Source organism: Pseudonocardia cypriaca, assembly GCF_006717045.1.
Classification (GTDB): domain Bacteria; phylum Actinomycetota; class Actinomycetes; order Mycobacteriales; family Pseudonocardiaceae; genus Pseudonocardia; species Pseudonocardia cypriaca.
The window spans coordinates 276465-290490 of sequence record NZ_VFPH01000001.1 but is presented as its reverse complement, the minus strand read 5'-3'; the positions used below and the strand labels follow the sequence as shown (position 1 = coordinate 290490).

The window sequence follows — 14026 nt, the reverse complement described above, 5'->3', positions numbered from 1 at the left end:
AGCGGTCAGAACAGGGCGCGGGCCAGGGCGCGGCGAGCGGCGCTGACGCGGGGGTCGTCGGCCGGGTACAGCTCGAAGAGGCTCACGAGGTGCTCGCGCACCCGGTCGCGATCCTCCCCCGCCGTGCGCGCCACCGTGCCGACGAGGCGGTTGAACGCCGCCTCGACACGATCGCTCGCCACCTCGGCGTCGGCCGCGGCCAGCTGCGCGTCGACGTCGTCCGGCGCGGCGTCGGCCCGCCCGATCGCCGACGGATCGGCCGCCTCCGCCCTCGCGAGGAACCGCACCTGCGAGAGCGCGGCCTTCGCCTGCTCGTTGGCCGGCTCCGCGGCGAGGATCTGCTCGTAGGCGGCCTCTGCGGCGCCGTAGTCACCGCGGTCGAGGGCCTCCTCGGCCGCGGTGAACCGCGGGTCCTCCGGCTCCTCGACGGGCGCGCCGTTCGCCGCCCCCGCCTCGGCCTGGGCGATGGCCGGCATCCGGTCGCGCAGCGCGTCGAGCAGGGCGCCGATCCACTCCCTGACCTGCGGCTCGGGGACCGCGCCCGTGAAGGCGTCGACCGGCTGGCCGCCCGCGACGGCCACCACCATCGGGATGGACTGGACACCGAAGGCCTGCGCGATCCGGGGGTTCGCGTCGACGTCGACCTTGGCGAGGATCCAGGCCCCGTTGGCGGCCTCCGCGAGGCGCTCGAGCACCGGCGAGAGCTGCTTGCAGGGCCCGCACCACTCCGCCCAGAGATCGACGACGACGGGCACCTGCAGCGAGCGCTCCAGGACGTCGGTCTGGAAGCTCTGCTCCGTGGCGTCGATGACGAACGGGCCTGCTCCGCCGTCGCCCTCCGGGCGCGGCGGTGCCGCCTTCTGGCGGGCAGCCGCCTCGGATCGGGCTTTCAGCGCGGACAGATCCACGGCACCGGCCATCGCGCGCGACAACGCGGCCGTCTGTGCCGCCTGACGAGGATCGGGTCGAGACACGCCGTTCATCCTGCCACCGGAGGCGCGGACCGCGTGCGGCCGCCGAACATCCGCCGAACGGGTCCGGCTCGACGGGAACTCGTCACGTGGCGTGATCACGGCGTGCGATCTTCCGATCGCGCTCCGCCACCGATCACCAGACCGGGCGAGCACCAGACCAGCCGGCCACTCGTTGAGTAGGTAGGAGTGACCAGACGGTCGCTCTGCGTAGACATCCGCTCGGCCGCACCCCGCGGCTTCCCTCACTCGAAGGAACCTGCATGAGCACGGAGAACACCGTCGCCGACCGTCTGCTCGAGGACGCCCGCAAGAAGACCGCCAAGAGCGAGAGCCCGGTGCTGGGCAAGGTGGCCCTGATCGTGGGTGCGATCGCCCTGCTCGTCAGCCCCATCTCGATCGTCGGCTGGGTCGTCGGTGCGGGGGCCATCGGCCTCGGCGCCGCCTCGGTCCGCCGTCCCGCCGCCGCCAAGCAGGCGAAGATCGCGATGGTGCTCGGCGGCCTGGCGATCCTGATCGGCGTCTTCTTCTTCACGCTGAACGTCGCCATGCGCTGACCTGCGCTGACGCCTCGATTGCGAGAGGGCCGCACGGTGACCGTGCGGCCCTCTCGCTTTCTCAGCCCTCGTCGAGGGCGGCCTCGACCCGTTCCACCTTCGACCGGAGCTGTCCGGTGTGGCCGGGCCGGATGTCCGCCTTGAGCACCAGGCTCACCCGCGGCGCGTGGGCCTGCACGGCCTCCACCGCGCGCTTGATCACATCCATCCCCTCGTCCCAGGTCTCCGCCTCGATCGTGGTGAACATCGAGGTGGTCTCGTTGGGCAGGCCCGACTCCCGGACCACGCGGACGGCGTCGGCGACCGCCGCGCTCACACTGTCGCCGGGCGTCCCGGCCGGCGCGATGCTGAAGGCGAAGAGCATGTGGCCACACTGCACCAGCCGGCCCCGCAGCCGCGACCCGAGGAGATCCGTGATCAGCGTCAGCCGCCTCCGCCCGGACGACCGCGCCGACTGGGAGGAGCTCTTCCGCGGCTACATCGCCTTCTACGAACGGACCATCCCGGACGAGGAGTACGACCGCGCGTGGCAGGAGTTCCAGCACGGCAGCCGGATGCACGCCCTCGGCGCCCGGTGGCACGACCGGCTCGTGGGCATCGCGCACTTCTTCGTGCACCCGCACACCAACGCCGGTGACGTCTGCTACCTCCAGGACCTGTTCACCGCCCCGGACGCGCGTGGCCACGGCGTGGCGCGCTCGCTCATCGAGGCCGTGCACGGCTGGGCTCGCGAGCAGGGCTGCAGCCAGCTGTACTGGCACACCCACGAGTCGAACGCGACCGCTCGACGGCTCTACGACCGGCTGGCCGAGAACCGCGGCTTCATCCGGTACCAGATGCCCATCTGATCCCCCGCGCTCCCCGGCTCGTGACAGCAACACTGCTAACGTCGCATGTCATGGCCAGTCGGCAGCCGCTGCCTTTCGACCCGATCCTGCGCGCCGCCGAACTGTGGGACGCGCGGATCGGTCCGGCCCGCACCATGGCCGCGGTGACCAGCGTGATGCGGGTGCAGCAGATCCTCCTCTCCGCCGTGGACGGCGCGCTGCGGCCGCACGGCCTGACCTTCGCCCGCTACGAGGCGCTCGTGCTGCTGACCTTCTCGCGGACCGGACGGCTCCCCATGCGCGTGATGGGCGAGCGCCTGCAGCTGCACCCCACCAGCGTGACCAACATCGTCGACCGGCTGCAGGCCGATGGCCTGGTGCGCCGCATCCCGCATCCCACCGACCGGCGCGCCACCCTCGTGGAGATCACCGAGGCCGGCTCGTCGCTGCAGGAGGCGGCCACCAAGTCGGTGACGGCCATCGACTTCGGGCTGAGCGGCCTCAGCCCGGACGAGGAGTCCCAGCTCACCACGCTGCTGGCGCGGGTGCGCCGTGCGGCGGGCGACTTCGAGGAGCGCGAGGCGAAGTCCCGGCCGTGACCGGCGGGACCGGTGTCAGTGCGACCGCCCCGTCGCACTGACCCGATTCCGCGCGATCGGAGCAGGCCGGCTCAGGTCTGCTCGGTGTCCTCCGCACCCGTGCCGTCCGCGGGCGGCACCGGGTGGCCCGCGCCGCCCGGCCACGAGCGCATGGCCGGCCCGCCTCGCGCCCGCCTCCTCCTCCGCATGCCCGCGTGGCGGCCCGCCGCGGGCGGCCTCCCCCTGCGCCTGCCGACGCAGTAGCCACCGATCGCGCCACCCGCCGAGCCCGCCACCGCCCACACCGAACACGTCGTGAGATCCACAGCGCCTCCCCCTCCAGGTGTTGCCGCGCTGTTGCGGCAACACCGTTGACACTAGGTCGCATCCCCGACATCCTGGAATCGCGACGGTCCGGGAACTGGGGGGATGCACGTGAAGGGTCGGTTGATGCTGCTGGCCACGGTGCTCGTGGCGATCGCGGTCACGGTGGCCACCACCGTGGTGCTGCTGCTCGTCGAGCCGACCGCCCCGCGGTCCGAGGCCGTCCGCACGGGCGCGTTGAGCGGCGGCGCGGTCGTCGCGCTCTACGCCCTGTGGCTCAACGACCGCAGGCGCCGGGTCGAGGAGGAGCGCCACGCGCTCGAGGGCGTGAAGGTCGCCGACGAGCGCTTCGCGCGGTCGGTCGAGCTGCTGGGCAACGAGGCCGACCAGGTCCGGGTGGGCGCGCTGCATTCCCTCGTCTGGCTCGCCGGCTCCACGCCCCGCTACAAGCAGACGGTCCTCGACGTCCTGTGCGCCTACCTGCGCCGGCCGTTCGACCACCCGGAGTTGCGCGACGGGTCGACCGGCGCCGCAGGGGAGAGCGATCCGGAGGCCGACCGCGAACGGCAGGTGCGGCTCACGGCCCAGCGGCTGATCGCCGACGTGCTCCCGTGGGGCGAGGACCCCGATCAGCGCATCTACGACCTCGACCTGTCCGGCGCGTGCCTCGAGCACTTCCGGCTGGAGGGCAGGCGGATCGGACGCCTCATCGCTCGCGGCGCCCGGTTCCACGGCATCACCCGGCTCGGTCAGCTGGAGGCGGCCAAACCCGTCCTGTTCACCGACGCCTGCTTCCTCGGGCGGCTCGATCTGCGTCTGGCACGGCTCGATGGCGGGGTCTCGTTCCAACGCACCAGCTTCGCCGACGAAGTGGCGCTCGACCGAGCCACCGTCGCCACGTTCCTCGACATCAGCACCGCCGCGCCCGCCGGACAGCTGGGCACGTTCGCGGTCGGCCCGGAGACCCGGATCGACGGCTCCGTCGAGGGCTGGGCGCTGGCCGCGCCATGAACGGACGCGTCACCGCGGGTGGGCTGAGGGCGGCGCGGGCGGCTCGCGGCTGGTCGCAGTCGCAGGCAGCCCGCGAGCTGGCCGCCCTCGCCCACTTGAGCGGAGCCCCGGTGGCGGGGGCGGCGAGCCTCAAGACGCTGCTGTCCCGGTGGGAGAACGGCCACGCGGTGCCCGAGCCGCAGTACCGGGCCCTGCTCGGCGAGCTCTACGGGCGCACCCCCGCGGAGCTCGGCATCGCAGGGCCGCCCGCCGATCCGGAGGCGGCCGGGGCCTCGGCCCGCTTCCGGGCGGCACTCGCCGCGGCGGGCGCGATCGACGAGGCCGCGCTCGATCTGTGGCGCGAGCAGCTCCACGTCGCCACCCGGCTCGACGACGAGCTCGGGGCCACGGGTGCGGGAGAGCTCGTCAGGGCGCTGGTCGAGCGGCTGGACGAGACCGTCCGCCACACGATCGCCCCGGCCCGCCGTGCGGCCGTGGCCGCCGTTCTGGCGCCCGCCGCGATCCTCGCGGGCGCTCAGGAGCTCGATCGTTGCCGGCCCGACCTGGCATGGCTCCGCTACCACCTCGCCCGAGCCGCGGCCATCGAGGCAGAGCTGCCCGAGACCGCTGCCGATGCCGTCGCCGGGCAGGCCGGCGTGCTGGTCGACGTCGGCGAGGCCACCGCCGCCGTCACGTTGCTGGACTCGGCCGAACCGGCGATCCCCCGCGCCACCCGTTCCCGGCTGGCGGGCGCACGCGCCGACGCGGCCGCCGCCCTGGGCGATGCGGCCGCCGCGCGCCGTGCCATCTCCGCCGCCGCCCCCGCCGAGCAACTGCCCGCCGACGCCGTGCAACCGCCCGTCGCGATCGAGCTCGCCGACCTCGACCGCTGGCACGGCCACGCGCTCACCGTCCTCGGCGATCCGGCGGCGGCCCGCCCGCTGCGGCGCGCGCTCGCCGCTCCGCCCCGCTCGGTGCGCCACCGCGCCGCGGTCCACGCCGACCTCGCACTCGCGCTCGCCGCCGAGCAGCCCGACGATGCGGCCGCCCATGCCCGCGCCGCCCGCGAGCTCGCCGAGCGCATCGGCTCGGCCCGCACCGAGGCACGCCTGACGGCATTCCGCACGCAGGTTGCCCCGCACACACCCTGAACCGACCCACGCACCTCGCCCGGCTCACGCGCCCCATCGACCGGCAGTGCCGGCAGAAATGGCGGCTGCCGTCGCTACGGCGCGCCACCACCGAGGCGGCCGGTCAGCTCGTCGGCGGCCCGGTACGGGTCCAGCTCGCCCGCCAGCACCCGTTCCGCGAGCGGTGCCAGCCCGGCCGCGCCGTGGAGGTCGCCGATGCGGCTGCGGTGCTGCTCGAGCGCGATGGCCTCGATCTCGGCCTCCGCCCTCGCCCGGCGGCGGCGGGCCCGCTCACCGCTGCGATCGAGCCAGTCCCGGTGGGCGTCGAGCGCGGCCACCAGCTCGTCCACGCCCTCGGCGCGGGCGGCCACGGTGCGCACCACCGGCCTGCGCCACCCGTCCTCGGCAGCCTGCTCCCCGAACGCGAGCATCTGCCGCAGGTCGCGCACGGTCTGCGCGGCCCCGTCGCGGTCGGCCTTGTTCACCGCGAACACGTCGGCGATCTCGAGGATGCCGGCCTTCGCGGCCTGCACGCCGTCCCCCATTCCCGGGGCGAGGAGCACCACCGTGGTGTCGGCGAGGGCCACCACCTCCACCTCGGACTGGCCGACGCCCACCGTCTCGACGAGCACCACGTCACAGCCTGCCGCGTCGAGCACGCGCAGGGCCTGCGGCGTGGCCCACGCCAGCCCGCCGAGGTGGCCACGGGTGGCCATCGACCGGATGAACACCCCGTCGTCCGTGGCGTGCTCACCCATCCGCACCCGGTCGCCGAGCAGCGCGCCGCCGGAGAAGGGCGAGGACGGGTCGACGGCGAGCACACCCACCTTCCGGCCCTGCGCCCGAAGGAGAGCGACCACCGCCGACGTGGTGGTCGACTTGCCGACGCCGGGCGGCCCGGTGAGGCCTACGACGTGCGCGCGCCCGGTGTGCGGCCCGAGCGCGGCCGCCACCTCGCGCAGGGCGGCGTCGGCGCCGTCCTCGACGAGCGAGATCAGCCGTGCGACGGCGAGCTGCTCGCCGCGCCGGGCGCGCTCGACGAGCTCAGGGACGTCCGCCCGGCGCGGCACCAGGTCAGCTCGCGGCCGGCACCCGGATGATCAGCGCGTCGCCCTGGCCACCACCGCCGCAGAGCGCGGCAGCGCCCACGCCCCCGCCGCGCCTGCCCAGCTCCATCGCGAGGTGCAGCGCGATCCGGGCGCCGGACATGCCGATCGGGTGGCCGAGCGCGATGGCACCACCGTTGACGTTGACCTTGTCCGGGTCGATGCCGAGCTTCTTCGTGGAGACGAGCCCGACGGCGGCGAACGCCTCGTTGATCTCGACGAGGTCGAGGTCGCCCGCGGCGATGCCCTCCTTCTCGCACGCCTTCTCGATCGCGTTGGCCGGCTGCTCGTGCAAGCTCGCATCCGGGCCGGCGACGACGCCGTGGGCGCCGATCTCGGCGATCCAGGACAGGCCCAGCTCCTCGGCCTTCGCGCGGCTCATCACCACGACGGCCGCCGCGCCGTCGGAGATCTGGGAGGACGAGCCCGCGGTGATCGTTCCGTCCGAGGAGAACGCGGGGCGCAGCTTCGCGAGGCTCTCGCCGGTGGTGTCGCCCCGCACACCCTCGTCGGTGGAGACGACGAGCGGGTCGCCCTTGCGCTGGGGCACGGTGACGGGCGCGATCTCGGCCTCGAACGTGCCGTCGGCCGCGGCCTTCGCGGCGAGCTGGTGCGACCGGGCGGCGAACGCGTCCTGGTCCTCGCGGGTGACGCCGTACCGGGCGTTGAACTTCTCGGTGGACGCACCCATCGGCAGCTGGTCGAAGGCGCAGAACAGGCCGTCGTGGGCCATGTGGTCGAGCATCGTGACGTCACCGAACTTGAACCCGGCGCGCGACTTGGGCAGCAGGTGCGGCGCCTGCGTCATCGACTCCTGCCCGCCTGCCACCACGATGTCGAACTCGCCCGCGCGGATGAGCTGGTCGGCCAGCGCGATCGCGTCGAGGCCGGAGAGGCAGACCTTGTTGATCGTGAGCGCCGGGACGTCCATCGGGATGCCCGCGCCGTACGCGGCCTGCCGGGCGGGGATCTGCCCGGCCCCGGCCGTGAGCACCTGGCCCATGATCACGTACTGGACCTGGTCGGGCGCGACGCCCGCCCGCTCGAGCGCGGCCTTGATGGCCACCGAGCCCAGCTGGGCACCGCTGAAGTCCTTCAACGACCCGGACATCTTGCCCATCGGCGTGCGGGCCCCGGCGACGATCACGGATCCGGACACGGCTGACCTCCATCGGCTGCGCTGGCGGGCGACTCGACGATACCCGCGAGTAGGGCCACCCGCGGCCGTGACGACTCGCACAGAGGTGGTGAGCCGAGCACGGAGAGACGGCGTCATCAAGGGCCCGCAAGCCCGCCGGAGCGAAGCGGAAGCAATCCGGCGCCGCTACATTCCGCTGATGGGAGAACACACGGTCCTCGCGGTCGACCACGTAGGCATCGCGGTGGCGGATCTCGACGCGGCGATCGAGTGGTACGCCTCCACCTTCGGGCTGGTGGCGACGCACACCGAGACCAACGAGGAGCAGGGCGTCCGCGAGGCGATGCTGTCCGCCCCGGGCGACGCGGGAGCCGCCGTCCAGCTGCTCGCCCCGTTGCGGAAGGACTCGGCGATCGCGAAGTTCCTCGACCGCAGCGGCCCGGGCATCCAGCAGCTCGCCTATCGCGTGGCCGATGTCGACGCCAGCTGCGCGGCCCTGCGGGAGAAGGGACTGCGGCTGCTCTACGACGAACCCCGCCGCGGCACCGCGGGCTCGCGCATCAACTTCGTGCACCCGAAGGACGCGGGCGGGGTGCTCGTGGAGCTGGTGGAGCCTGCTGACGGCCACTGACGTGGGCACCGTCACGGCGCGGATCTGCGCAGATCACGGTTACCCTACTGCCCAGTAACCGGGAGTCACGACTCGAGCCAATGGAGGCCAGCCGTGCAGGAGATCCGCGACGCCATCCTCGCCGAGCAGTACGACGCCATCGCCGGCCTGGACGTGCCCGACCACTACCGGGGCGTCACGGTCCACGCCGACGAGGCGGAGATGTTCGCAGGCATCCCGACGCGCGAGAAGGACCCGCGCAAGAGCCTGCACCTCGACGAGGTGGCCACGCCGGAGCTGGGCCCGGGCGAGGCGATCGTGGCCGTGATGGCGAGCGCCATCAACTACAACACGGTGTGGACCTCTATCTTCGAGCCGCTGTCGACCTTCGGTTTCCTGCGCCGCTACGGCCGGGTCTCGGAGCTGACCAAGCGCCACGACCTGCCCTACCACGTGGTCGGCTCCGACCTCGCGGGCGTCGTCCTGCGCACGGGCGCCGGTGTCACCCGCTGGAAGCCGGGTGACCGCGTGGTGGCGCACTGCCTGTCCGTCGAGCTGGAGAGCCCGGACGGGCACGACGACACCATGCTCGACCCCGAGCAGCGCATCTGGGGCTTCGAGACCAACTTCGGCGGGCTCGCCGAGCTGGCGCTGGTCAAGTCCAACCAGCTGATGCCCAAGCCGGCCCACCTCACCTGGGAGGAGGCGGCCTGCCCCGGGCTCGTCAACTCCACCGCATACCGGCAGCTCGTCTCCCGGCACGGTGCGGCCATGAAGCAGGGCGACACCGTCCTGATCTGGGGTGCGTCGGGCGGGCTCGGCTCCTACGCCACGCAGTACGCGCTGAACGGGGGTGCGATCCCGGTGTGCGTGGTGTCCTCGCCGCAGAAGGCCGAGATCTGCCGCCGGATGGGCGCCGAGCTGATCATCGACCGCACGGCGGAGGACTTCCGGTTCTGGAAGGACGAGCACACCCAGGACCAGTCGGAGTGGAAGCGCTTCGGCGCCCGGATCAGGGAGCTCACCGGAGGAGACGACCCGGACATCGTCTTCGAGCACCCGGGGCGCGAGACCTTTGGCGCGAGCGTCTACGTCACACGCAAGGGCGGCACGATCGTGACCTGCGCGTCCACGTCGGGTTACGAGCACAGCTACGACAACCGCTACCTCTGGATGAACCTCAAGCGGATCATCGGGTCGCACTTCGCCAACTACCGGGAGTCCTTCGAGGCCAACCGGTTGATCGACAAGGGTCTGATCCACCCGACGCTGTCGAAGGTCTACCCGCTCGACGAGACCGGGCAGGCGGCGCTCGACGTGCACACCAACAGCCACCAGGGCAAGGTCGGCGTGCTCGGGCTCGCCCCACGGGAAGGCCTGGGTGTCACCGATCCGGAGAAGCGTGCCCGCCATCTGGACGCGATAAACCGGTTCCGTGGGGTCTGATCCACTCGGGACCACCCACAGGGGTGAGGCTGTTCACCCTTGCCACGCGCAGCCGACCACCCTCTGACGCCTGCCCGGTACGGTGATTCCATGGCCGGGAACCCCTCACCTCCCCCGTCCGACGCCGGCTTCGAAGTCGTCCGAAGGGGCTACGACCAAGGGCAGGTCGACGCACACCTGCGTCGACTGGACGCCGAGGTGAGCATCCTCGTCACCGATCGCGACGCTGCGCTGGCGCAGGCCGTGCAGCTGGCGCGCGAGCTGGACGAGGCACGGGTGCGGGCGGAGAAGCTGCGCGCGCAGGTGCGCACGCTCGCCAGCCCGAGCCAGAGCCCGCAAGGCACCACCGAGCGGATCCGGGCGATGTTGCGCCTCGCCGAGGACGAGGTCGCCGAGATGCTCTCCCGCGCGGAGGCGGAGGCGAACCGGCGCACGAGGGAGGCCGAGGCGCAGGCGGCGCAGACCCTCGCCGCCGCGAAGGCCGATGCCGACACCATGCGCGAAGAGGGGCGCACGGACGCGGAGAAGTTGCGGCAGGAGATGGAGCAGGAACGCGCGGCGTTCGCGCTGGAGCTCCAGGAGCAGCGCGAGCGGCTCACCGCGGAGCGCATCTCCATCGAGGCCGACCTGGCCGCGCGGATCGAGGCGGCCGAGGAGGCGAGGGCCAGGGCGTGGGCGGAGTCGGAGGCCCGCCGCAAGCAGGTGGAGGAGGACTTCACGATCGCCATGGAGCAGCGACGGGCCGAGTCGCTCTCCGCGCTCGCGGCCAAGCAGGCCGCCGCGCTCCGCGAGGCCGAGAAGCTGCGTGAGTCGGCCGAGGCCAAGGCGCGCGAGGTGGCCGCGCGGGCCGAGGAGCAGGCCCGGGAGCGCCTCGCCGAGGCGGAGCGCCGGGTCGAGGAGCTGCTGGGCGTCCGCAACCGGATGGCCGAGCAGCTCACCCTCACCCGGGCGATGCTCGACGACACGCTCGGATCGCTGACCGTGCCGCCGGAGCAGCTCATCCCGGCGGCACGCACCGCCGACGAGGCCCCGGCGCTCCCCTCCCCCGACCCGGAACCCATCGCGCCGCCGGAGCCGGCTGACGAGGCCGAGCCCGCAGCCGCGGCGCCGCCCGGCCACGACGGCGCCGGCGACCTGACGGCCGAGGACTCCCCCGCGGCGACCGCGGCCGGCGCCCCGGCCCGCCACCCGTCCCGGCGGCAGCGCCGCCGCTCGAGGGCCGGGTCGACCCACCGCTGAGCCCTCGGCGGTCGCGCGAGTCGCGGCCTGGGTGTGCGCGAGTCGCGGGCTGGGTGTGCGCCGTCACGCCGCAGGTGCCGTGGTCTCCTGCGTCCGCCAGGTGGGGACCGTCTGCACGCTCGTGAGCCGCCAGCCCTCGTCGGTTCGGCGGGCCGAGAACCGGTACACCTCGCCCATCATGAGCTGCGGCCGCCCGTCGCGGTCGGCGAAGGTCACGAGGGCGTTCGCGCGGGCGGTGGCCGTGTGCTCCGCGAGCTCGACCAGGACGCCGGCGATGAGATGCTGGGTCGCCTTGTCCGGGGTGTGGTTGCGAGCGGCCTGCGCGACGAGGGCGTCGCGGCCCTCGGCGGTGCCGCCTGGCGTGCTGGCCGTCGCGTCGGCGGTGAAGAGGGACCTCATGTCGTCGAAGCGGCCGTCGTCCAGGCACGCGGCGAGGCGTTGCACCAGGTCCTCGACGTCCCGGCGGTCGTCCGTGGTTCCCATCTCGATCCTCCATATCGTTGGTGCAACCAACAATAACAGGAGACGTTGGCCGTCCCAACGGATTGCTAGGGTGCGCACGTGGACGTCCGCACCGCCCCGGCCCGGCTCCGCTCCATGCCCAGCTGGCTGCTGAACCAGGTCGCGCTGCCCGCGCAGCGGATCATCGCCGAGGCGCTGGCTTCGGTCGGAGCCCGGCGCCAGCACTACTCGGTCCTGTCGGCACTGGAGGAGTTCGGCCCGGCCAGCCAGGCGGCGCTCGGCAGGCGGTGCGGGATCGACCGGAGCGACATGGTGGCGCTCGTCAACGAGCTCGCAGCGGCCGGCCGGCTGGAGCGCACGCCCGACGTGGAGGACCGCCGCCGCAACGTCATCGCGATCACCGACGCTGGGCGGAAGTTCCTCTCGGAGCTCGACCGGCTGCTGCAGGACGCGCAGGACGACCTGCTCGCTCCGCTGTCGTCACAGGAGCGGGCCGAGCTGGTCCGGCTCCTCGGCGCCGTTCTCGCCCACCACTCCGGCTAGCCGGGCCGTCGCCGAGCTCGGGCCGACCAGCAGCTCGCGTGCCAGTGCCTGCGGTCGGCGACGGAGCCCAGGTCGTCGGCGGGCCAGGCCACGACGTGCCCGGTGCCGGCCCGGATCAGCTGCTGGCAGCCGGGGCAGCGGTAGTCCTTGCCCGCCGCAGAACCCGGCACGCTGCGCACGACCCAGTCGCCGTCGGACGCGGACTCGCGGCGCGTCACGGCAGCCGACCGCAGCGGCACGTGCTCGGACCGGCGGGGCCGGTTGGAACGGGGCACTAGCGCGGGTTGTAGTCCCGGAACCCGTGACCGGTCTTGCGGCCGAGCCGGCCGGCCGTCACGAGGTGCTCCAGCAGCGGTGCGGGCGCGAACCCGGAGAGCCGGAACTCCTGGTAGAGCGTGCGCTCGATGGCGAGCGACACGTCCAGCCCCACGACGTCGAGCAGCTCGAACGGGCCCATCGGCAGCGCGCAGCCGGTCTTCATCGCGGCGTCGATGTCGTCGGCAGTGGCGTAGTGCGCCTCCAGCATCTTCACCGCGTCGTTCAGGTACGGGAAGAGCAGCGCGTTGACGATGAACCCGGCCCGGTCCCCGCACGAGACGGCGACCTTGCCGAGCCGCTCGCACAGCGCGATGGCGGTGGCCGTGACGTCGGCGCTCGTGGTGATCGTGGAGACGACCTCCACCAGCTTCATCACCGGCGCCGGGTTGAAGAAGTGCAGGCCGAGCACGTCCTGCTGGCGGGTGGTTGCCGCAGCGCACTCGACGACGGGCAGCGACGACGTGGTGGTGGCGAGGATGGCGCCCGGCTTGCAGATCTCGTCCAGCGCTGCGAACACGGCCCGCTTGACGTCGAGCTCCTCTGCGACGGCCTCGATGACGAGGTCGGCGTCGGCGAGGTCCTCCAGCCGGGTGGTCGCGGTGATCCGGGCGAGTGTGGCATCCCGTTCGGACTCGTCGAGCTTGCCGCGCACCACGCCCTTGTCCAGGGACTTTCGGATGCCGGCGAGCGCGCCCTCGACCTTCGACTCGCTGCGCCCGCGCACCACCACGTCGAGACCGGCCTTCGCGAAGACCTCCACGATGCCCGAGGCCATCGTCCCCGTGCCGACCACGCCGACGCGCTGCACGTCGCGCACTCCCGCGTCGGCCGGGATCGACGAGGCGGGGGTGAGCGCGTCCGGCACCACCTCGGAGCTGTGCGGCTTGGCGTAGGTGTAGAAGCCGCGCCCGCTCTTGCGGCCGAGGAGGCCGGCGGTGGTCATCTGCTTCAGGATCGGGGCCGGCGCGTGCAGCGGGTTGCGCGACTGCCGGTACATCGTGTCGAGGATCTCGTAGGAGGTGTCGAGCCCGATGAGGTCGAGCAGCGCCAGCGGGCCCATCGGGTAGCCGCAGCCGTAGCGCATGGCGGCGTCGAGGTCCTCGCGGGTGGCGTAGCGCGCCTCGTACATCCGCGCGGCGTGGTTGAGGTAGCCGAAGAGCAGGGCGTTGGCGATGAACCCCGCACGGTCGCCGATGACGACCGGCACCTTGTCCAGGGACGCGGCGAACGCGCGGGCGTCCTCGATCACGTCCGGCTCGGTGACGACCGTGCGGACCAGCTCCACGAGCTTCTGCACCGGCGCCGGGTTGAAGAAGTGCATCCCCACGACCTTGCCCGGCCGCCCGGTGCGCACGGCCAGCTCGGTGACCGACAGGGAGGAGGTGTTGGACGCGAGGATCACGTCGGGCCGGCACACCCGGTCGAGCTCGCCGAGGACCTTCGCCTTCAGCTCCACCTGCTCGGGCACCGCCTCGACCACGAGGTCGGCCTCCGCGAGGTCGGCGAGCGACGTGGTGGTGGTGATGCGGCCGAGCAGCTCGTCGGCGGCCTCCTGGGTGAGCTTGCCGCGCCCGACGGCCCGCGCGGTGGACGTCTCCAGGTGCGCCCGCCCGCGCTCCACGGCCTCGGCGTCGACCTCGGCGGCGAGCACCCGCAGACCGTTGCGGGCGAACACCTCGACGATGCCCGCGCCCATCGTGCCCAGGCCGACGACACCGACCGTCCGGAACTCGCGCACGCTTGACCTCCCGCTACCCCGAGGGACGAACCGCCGCGATCCTCCCATC

The 14026-nt window shown here is 73.2% G+C and carries 17 protein-coding genes; 9 read left to right on the top strand and 8 right to left on the bottom strand.

The genetic code is table 11. The annotated features are described in order from the left end of the window. Positions 1-5 precede the first annotated feature (5 nt). Positions 6-983, bottom strand: coding sequence for a tetratricopeptide repeat protein (locus FB388_RS01480; RefSeq protein WP_425468517.1), 978 nt, complete (start codon positions 981-983; stop codon positions 6-8). Between the two features lie 251 nt (positions 984-1234). Here FB388_RS01480 and FB388_RS01475 point away from each other — a divergent pair, with 251 nt between their 5' ends. Then, positions 1235-1528 (top strand): hypothetical protein, encoded by a 294-nt coding sequence (locus tag FB388_RS01475; RefSeq protein WP_142095836.1) that lies wholly within the window; start codon positions 1235-1237, stop codon positions 1526-1528. 61 nt (positions 1529-1589) lie between these two features. On the opposite strand, the gene FB388_RS01470 is transcribed toward FB388_RS01475, so the two are convergent. Beyond that, positions 1590-1892, bottom strand: a complete 303-nt coding sequence (locus FB388_RS01470) for an MTH1187 family thiamine-binding protein (RefSeq protein ID WP_142095834.1) — start codon at positions 1890-1892, stop codon at positions 1590-1592. A gap of 49 nt (positions 1893-1941) precedes the next feature. Here FB388_RS01470 and FB388_RS01465 point away from each other — a divergent pair, with 49 nt between their 5' ends. Together FB388_RS01465 and FB388_RS01460 are read left to right on the top strand one after the other, a co-directional pair. Further along, a complete protein-coding gene (locus FB388_RS01465; RefSeq protein ID WP_142095832.1) occupies positions 1942-2376 on the top strand; it encodes a GNAT family N-acetyltransferase in 435 nt (144 codons plus the stop codon). A gap of 50 nt (positions 2377-2426) precedes the next feature. Continuing rightward, the gene (locus FB388_RS01460; RefSeq protein WP_142095830.1) at positions 2427-2954 is read left to right on the top strand and encodes a MarR family winged helix-turn-helix transcriptional regulator; all 528 of its coding nucleotides are present in this window, start codon (positions 2427-2429) and stop codon (positions 2952-2954) included. A gap of 71 nt (positions 2955-3025) precedes the next feature. On the opposite strand, the gene FB388_RS01455 is transcribed toward FB388_RS01460, so the two are convergent. After that, entirely contained in the window at positions 3026-3259 is a 234-nt protein-coding gene (locus tag FB388_RS01455) for a hypothetical protein (protein ID WP_142095828.1), read from the bottom strand. Between the two features lie 109 nt (positions 3260-3368). Between FB388_RS01455 and FB388_RS01450 the strand changes: the two genes are divergently transcribed. Further along, complete coding sequence (locus FB388_RS01450) at positions 3369-4268, top strand: hypothetical protein (protein ID WP_211361712.1); 900 nt, start codon at positions 3369-3371, stop codon at positions 4266-4268. After that, positions 4265-5398, top strand: a complete 1134-nt coding sequence (locus FB388_RS01445; protein ID WP_142095824.1) for an NsdA family TPR-like regulatory protein — start codon at positions 4265-4267, stop codon at positions 5396-5398. The genes FB388_RS01450 and FB388_RS01445 overlap by 4 nt, the downstream gene beginning before the upstream one ends. Before the next feature lie 74 nt (positions 5399-5472). Here the strand turns inward: FB388_RS01445 and meaB are convergent, their stop codons facing one another. Together meaB and FB388_RS01435 are read right to left on the bottom strand one after the other, a co-directional pair. Further along, positions 5473-6447: a methylmalonyl Co-A mutase-associated GTPase MeaB gene (gene meaB / locus FB388_RS01440; protein WP_142095822.1), complete on the bottom strand. Its 975-nt coding sequence runs from the start codon at positions 6445-6447 to the stop codon at positions 5473-5475. A 4-nt stretch (positions 6448-6451) separates the two neighbouring features. Further along, positions 6452-7642: an acetyl-CoA C-acetyltransferase gene (locus FB388_RS01435; protein ID WP_142095820.1), complete on the bottom strand. Its 1191-nt coding sequence runs from the start codon at positions 7640-7642 to the stop codon at positions 6452-6454. 178 nt (positions 7643-7820) lie between these two features. Here FB388_RS01435 and mce point away from each other — a divergent pair, with 178 nt between their 5' ends. The 3 genes from mce (at position 7821) to FB388_RS01420 (ending at position 10916) form a co-directional block, all read left to right on the top strand. After that, positions 7821-8252: a methylmalonyl-CoA epimerase gene (mce, locus tag FB388_RS01430; RefSeq protein WP_142095818.1), complete on the top strand. Its 432-nt coding sequence runs from the start codon at positions 7821-7823 to the stop codon at positions 8250-8252. A gap of 93 nt (positions 8253-8345) precedes the next feature. Further along, a complete protein-coding gene (ccrA, locus tag FB388_RS01425; protein WP_142095816.1) occupies positions 8346-9677 on the top strand; it encodes a crotonyl-CoA carboxylase/reductase in 1332 nt (443 codons plus the stop codon). 90 nt (positions 9678-9767) lie between these two features. Further along, positions 9768-10916, top strand: coding sequence for a coiled-coil domain-containing protein (locus FB388_RS01420; protein WP_142095814.1), 1149 nt, complete (start codon positions 9768-9770; stop codon positions 10914-10916). A gap of 63 nt (positions 10917-10979) precedes the next feature. Here the strand turns inward: FB388_RS01420 and FB388_RS01415 are convergent, their stop codons facing one another. After that, the gene (locus FB388_RS01415; protein WP_142095812.1) at positions 10980-11399 is read right to left on the bottom strand and encodes a nuclear transport factor 2 family protein; all 420 of its coding nucleotides are present in this window, start codon (positions 11397-11399) and stop codon (positions 10980-10982) included. 78 nt (positions 11400-11477) lie between these two features. On the opposite strand from FB388_RS01415, the gene FB388_RS01410 reads away from it, so the two are divergent. Next, entirely contained in the window at positions 11478-11921 is a 444-nt protein-coding gene (locus tag FB388_RS01410) for a MarR family winged helix-turn-helix transcriptional regulator (protein ID WP_246121467.1), read from the top strand. Here the strand turns inward: FB388_RS01410 and FB388_RS01405 are convergent. Both FB388_RS01405 and FB388_RS01400 read right to left on the bottom strand, forming a co-directional pair. Beyond that, positions 11918-12139 carry a hypothetical protein gene (locus FB388_RS01405; protein ID WP_425468516.1) on the bottom strand — a complete coding sequence of 74 codons (222 nt, stop codon included), beginning with the start codon at positions 12137-12139 and terminating at the stop codon, positions 11918-11920. The two genes, FB388_RS01410 and FB388_RS01405, sit on opposite strands and share 4 nt — an antisense overlap. 56 nt (positions 12140-12195) lie before the next feature. Continuing rightward, positions 12196-14025 carry a 3-hydroxyacyl-CoA dehydrogenase family protein gene (locus FB388_RS01400; protein ID WP_142095808.1) on the bottom strand — a complete coding sequence of 610 codons (1830 nt, stop codon included), beginning with the start codon at positions 14023-14025 and terminating at the stop codon, positions 12196-12198. Between the last annotated feature and the right edge of the window lies 1 nt (position 14026).

Bases quoted from the DNA above. Each gene is read 5' to 3' on its own strand.
- FB388_RS01480 (WP_425468517.1), bottom strand. From the start codon at position 983: ATGAACGGCGTGTCTCGACCCGATCCTCGTCAGGCGGCACAGACGGCC.
- FB388_RS01475 (WP_142095836.1), top strand. From the start codon at position 1,235: ATGAGCACGGAGAACACCGTCGCCGACCGTCTGCTCGAGGACGCCCGC.
- FB388_RS01470 (WP_142095834.1), bottom strand. From the start codon at position 1,892: ATGCTCTTCGCCTTCAGCATCGCGCCGGCCGGGACGCCCGGCGACAGT.
- FB388_RS01460 (WP_142095830.1), top strand. From the start codon at position 2,427: ATGGCCAGTCGGCAGCCGCTGCCTTTCGACCCGATCCTGCGCGCCGCC.
- FB388_RS01445 (WP_142095824.1), top strand. From the start codon at position 4,265: ATGAACGGACGCGTCACCGCGGGTGGGCTGAGGGCGGCGCGGGCGGCT.
- mce (WP_142095818.1), top strand. From the start codon at position 7,821: ATGGGAGAACACACGGTCCTCGCGGTCGACCACGTAGGCATCGCGGTG.
- FB388_RS01420 (WP_142095814.1), top strand. From the start codon at position 9,768: ATGGCCGGGAACCCCTCACCTCCCCCGTCCGACGCCGGCTTCGAAGTC.
- FB388_RS01415 (WP_142095812.1), bottom strand. From the start codon at position 11,399: ATGGGAACCACGGACGACCGCCGGGACGTCGAGGACCTGGTGCAACGC.
- FB388_RS01400 (WP_142095808.1), bottom strand. From the start codon at position 14,025: ATGGGAGGATCGCGGCGGTTCGTCCCTCGGGGTAGCGGGAGGTCAAGC.